Here is a 4,512-nt window from a genome sequence, read left to right as displayed (position 1 = left end):
CAGCAGCATCACCGAGGCCAGCAGGATATACATCACGCCGATGCGCTTGTGATCGACGCTGGTGATCCATTCGTGCCAGAGATAGGGCAGATGCCCTTTCACCACGACCCAGATCAGCACGCCAAGAATCGCGACCAGCACCACGGCGCCCGCGATGAGGGGTATCGGCTGGTCGAACGGAATCGCCGACCAATCGAGCTTACCGAGCATCATGGCCTCCACTGTGCGGCCGGCCGGCATCGGAGAGCAGCTCCGGTCCGGGCCCTGGCGGAATGTGCTGGGTCGCGATCAGGTCGAACAGCCGGGGATCGTCGAGGCGGTAGGTCGGCCTGCCCCTCTCGATGCCCTGCTGCATCAGCTTCGTGTAGCTCTCCTCGTTCAGCACCGCATCGGACTTCGCGGTGGTCGCCACCCAGTCCGGAAAGGCGAGCGGCGAGATCACGTTGACGTCGAACATCATGTCGGGGAAGCCGTCACCGGAGAAATGCGCCGACAGGCCCTGAAGCTTGCCTTCATTGTCGGCGCGCAGGTTCAGCCGCGTCACCATGCCGTTCATGGTGTAGATCATGCTGCCGAGCTGCGGGATGAAGAACACGTTCATCACGCTCGACGACGTCAGCTGGAAGTTCAGCTCGGCGCCGGCGGGCACCGTCAGCGTGTTGACGGTGGCGATGCGCTGGTCCGGATAGATGAAGAGCCATTTCCAGTCGAGCGAGACGGCCTGGATGCGGACCGGGCTGCCGGTGCCCGGCACGGGCGCCGCGGGATCGAGCTGGTGCGAGCCGATCCAGGCGACGCCGCCGAGCAGGATGACGGTGAGCGCGGGGATCGCCCACACCACCATCTCGACCCGCCCGGAATAGACGAAGTCGGGCTGAAAATGCGCCTTCGGATTGGAAGCGCGAAACCAGAACGCGAACGCCAGGATCGCGATGATCGTCGGCACCACGATCACAAGCATGATGAAGACGGAATCGACCAGGATGGTGCTGTTGGCAGCAGCAACAGGCCCTTGTGGATCGAGCAGATTCATCGGCAAGCCACTGGCGGTCGGGAAGCCCCCGGGGAGAGCCTAGCGCGGAAAAGGCCCCGCAACAAACCCAGTCGCCCGAAAACGGTTCCTGAACCACAAGGGCCAGCCATGCGCAATGCGCCGCGGCAGCATGCAATTCCATGTGATGTCAATGACATGAACGCAGCAGGCGTGCCCTTCTCTCCCGTCGGGGCGATTGCTAATCTGCACGAAAATAATTGGGATGAAACCGCCACCGGAGTGAGCTGACATGCGCTTGAAGGACAAGGTTGCGATCGTCGTCGGCGCCGGCCAGAGCCCCGGCGAAGGCATGGGCAATGGCCGCGCCACCGCGCTGACCTTCGCGCGCGAGGGCGCCAAGGTGCTGTGCGTCGATCATCACCTGGACTCGGCGCGGGAAACCGTCKCGATGATCGCGGACAAGCAAGGGACCGCCGCCGCCTTCAAGGCCGACGTGACCAGCTCCGCCGACATCAAGGCCATGGTGGCCGACGCGCTGTCACGCTGGGGCCGGATCGACGTGTTGCACAACAATGTCGGCGTCAGCCTGTCCGGCGGCGACGCCGAGCTGCTTCAATTGACCGAGGAGGCATTCGACCGCGTCGTCGCCATCAATTTGAAGAGCTGCATTCTCGCCGCCAAGGAAGTGATCCCGATCATGCGCGCACAGAACAGCGGCGCGATCATCAACATCTCCTCGATGGCCGCGATCACGACCTATCCCTACGTCGCCTACAAGGCGACCAAATCGGCGATGATCGCCTTCACTGAACAGCTCGCCTACCAGAACGCGGAGTACGGCATCCGCGCCAACGTCATTTTGCCGGGCCTGATGAACACGCCGATGGCGGTCGATACCCGCGCCCGCGAATGGCACAAGACCCGCGCCGAAGTCGAAGCCGAACGCGACAGCAAGGTGCCGCTGCGCAGGAAGATGGGCACGGGGTGGGACGTGGCGAACGCCGCGTTGTTTTTGGCATCGGATGAAGCGAACTTCATCACAGGCGTGACGCTGCCGGTGGACGGCGGGGCCAGTGTGAGGAGGGGTTAGGTCCTCTCCCTCTCCCCGTTCTTACGGGGAGAGGCGTAGGCGGCCTCCGGCCGCCGTTCTTGGGAAAGAACGCCGATGCAGAGCATCGGCTATGGTGAGGGGCTGCTTCGCGACCTCGCTGAGGGTTGGACCCGCGCCCTCACCCGGAATTTGCTCTCGCAAATTCCGGCCTCTCCCCGCACGCGGGGAGAGGCGAAGAAGGTTCGCTCAGCGCGAATGCGTCACCCGCCAGATCGTGYCGCCGGCGTCTTCCGAAATCAGCAGCGCGCCATCCTTGGCCACCGCAACTCCGACCGGCCTTCCCCAGACCTCCGTATCATTCACGACAAAGCCCGTAACAAAATCCTCGTACTCCCCCGTCGGCTTGCCGTCGTTGATCCGGATGCGGATCACCTTGTAGCCGGTGCGCTTCGAGCGGTTCCAGGAGCCGTGCTCGGCAGCAAAGGCATCGCCCTGATACTCGGCTGGAAACTGCGTGCCCTGGTAGAACGTCATGCCGAGCGAAGCCGAGTGCGGCTGTACCAGCACGTCGGGGATCGTCACCTTGTCCTTGAGGTCCGGCCGCGCGCCGGCATGGCGCGGGTCTTCGTTGTTGCCGATGTAGAACCACGGCCAGCCGTAGAAGGCGCCTTCCTTTACGCTGGTCACGTAATCGGGCACGAGATCGTCACCGAGGCCGTCGCGTTCGTTGGTCGAGCACCATGGCAGGCCGGTCTGCGGCTGGATCGCGAGGCCGACACAATTGCGAATGCCGGTGGCGTAGATCTTCCGCTCCTTGCCATCCGGATTGAAGGCAAGAACTGTCGCACGTTCGGTCTCGCTCGCCCAGGCGGCCCCCAGCGGCTGTGTTCGCGACCAGGCCGCCATCCCGCCGGGCGGATTTCCCATGCCTTCGGCGACGTTGCTGAGTGAGCCGACCGAGACCAGCATGCGCTTGTTGTCCAGCGTGAAGACAATGTCGCGGGTGGAATGGCCGCCATCGTGCGGCAGGCTCGGCACGATGGTCTCGGCCTTGCCACGCGCCTTCAGATCACCGGCCCGATAGGGAAAGCGAACGACGCTGTCGGTGTTGGCGACATAGACCCATTGCGGATCGTCGCCGTTCGGAAAGAAAGCTATGCCGAATGGCTGCTTCAAGCCGCTGGCAAAAACCTCGTTCGTCGCGACCTTGCCGCCCTCCCCGGCGCGAAGCACACGAATATTGCCTGCCCGCGTCTCCGCCACAAGAACATCGCCATTCGGCGCCACGCGCACGATGCGCGGAGCGCGCAGGCCTTCGGCGAACAGCTCGATCTTGAAGCCCGCCGGCACCAGGGGCGATGCGTCCGGCGGACGCGGCACCACGCGCGCGAAGCTCGCAACCGACGCCGTCGCATTGGCCTTGGGGAGATCCTGCGGCCGGATCAGCCTGACCGTGCCGGGCTTGTCGGATTGCCAATTGCCGTAGGCGTCCCTGCCTTGCAGGACAGGCTCGGCCTGCGCGCCGGCGCAGGCTACCAAAGGCCATGCGGCCACCAGCATATGCGAAACATGCTTCTTCACGTCGTCTTCCTCCCGGCCCTTGTCTGCCGAATCCCACGTCAGCTCATGCCCGCACGATGTGCATCAGCCGCAACCCATCGTACTGGAAAATAACGCGGATCGGTGCGACACATTGTAGGGGCGCGACCGCCGGTTGCGGTCATCAAAGCCGCGGCATCGATGTCGCGATTGATGGGGTGATCATGTGGGGATCGATCTTATCGGAATGGGCGAGCCTGCTGCTCCGCTGGCTGCACGTGGTGGCGGCGATCGGCTGGATCGGCAGCTCGTTCTACTTCATCCATCTCGATCTCAGCCTGAAGCCAAGGGGGGACCTGCCGGACGGCGTGCAGGGCGAGGCCTGGCAGGTCCATGGCGGCGGCTTCTACCGGATCATGAAATATCTGGTGGCGCCGAGCCAGATGCCGGAGGAACTGACCTGGTTCAAATGGGAAGCCTATACCACCTGGCTGTCCGGCTTCGCGCTGATGGTGGTGGTCTATTATCTCGAGGCCGACCTGTTCCTGGTCGACAAGTCGATCCTCGACCTGACGCCGTTCCAGGCGGGCCTGTTCAGCTTCTGTAGTCTTGCGCTGGCGTGGCTGCTCTATGAGGCTGCCTGCCGCAGCGGACTGGCACAACGCGAGCTGCCCTTTGCCATCGGCGGCTATCTGTTCCTGGTCGCGCTGACTTTTGCCTTCACCCACGTGCTGAGCGGCCGCGGCGCCTTCAACCAGATCGCGGCGATCATCGGCACCATCATGGTCGCGAATGTCTTCGCGGTGATCATCCCGAACCAGAAGAAGATCGTGGCCGCCCTGATCGCCGGACAGGCGCCCGACCCGAAACTCGGCAAGACCAGCAAGGAGCGCTCGGTCCACAACAACTACCTGACGCGGCCGGTCGT

At 63.8% G+C, this 4,512-nt stretch carries 4 protein-coding genes and 1 pseudogene; 2 read left to right on the top strand and 3 right to left on the bottom strand.

The features are described 5' to 3' along the window. A pseudogene (locus ACXJL8_RS34780) lies at positions 1-210 on the bottom strand (cytochrome o ubiquinol oxidase subunit I); the annotation flags it as partial. Then, positions 200-1,033, bottom strand: a complete 834-nt coding sequence (locus ACXJL8_RS34775; RefSeq protein WP_456619672.1) for a cytochrome ubiquinol oxidase subunit II — start codon at positions 1,031-1,033, stop codon at positions 200-202. The pseudogene ACXJL8_RS34780 and the gene ACXJL8_RS34775, both read right to left, overlap by 11 nt. A 250-nt stretch (positions 1,034-1,283) precedes the next feature. Here ACXJL8_RS34775 and ACXJL8_RS34770 point away from each other — a divergent pair, with 250 nt between their 5' ends. Then, positions 1,284-2,084 (top strand): SDR family NAD(P)-dependent oxidoreductase, encoded by an 801-nt coding sequence (locus ACXJL8_RS34770; protein ID WP_456686425.1) that lies wholly within the window; start codon positions 1,284-1,286, stop codon positions 2,082-2,084. A 207-nt stretch (positions 2,085-2,291) separates the two neighbouring features. Here ACXJL8_RS34770 and ACXJL8_RS34765 read toward each other — a convergent pair whose 3' ends face one another. After that, entirely contained in the window at positions 2,292-3,605 is a 1,314-nt protein-coding gene (locus ACXJL8_RS34765; protein ID WP_456686426.1) for a PQQ-dependent sugar dehydrogenase, read from the bottom strand. Positions 3,606-3,808: 203 nt separating this feature from the next. On the opposite strand from ACXJL8_RS34765, the gene ACXJL8_RS34760 reads away from it, so the two are divergent. After that, positions 3,809-4,512 (top strand): urate hydroxylase PuuD (locus ACXJL8_RS34760; RefSeq protein WP_456686424.1); only part of this gene is annotated, 704 nt, incomplete at its 3' end.

It is taken from the genome of Bradyrhizobium sp. P5_C11_2, from assembly GCF_054049755.1.
Note: the sequence above shows the minus strand (reverse complement) of the source record. Positions and strands in the feature narration are given on the sequence as shown.

Coding starts and splice junctions, on each gene's coding strand:
- ACXJL8_RS34775 (WP_456619672.1), bottom strand. CDS start 1,033: ATGAATCTGCTCGATCCACAAGGGCCTGTTGCTGCTGCCAACAGCACC.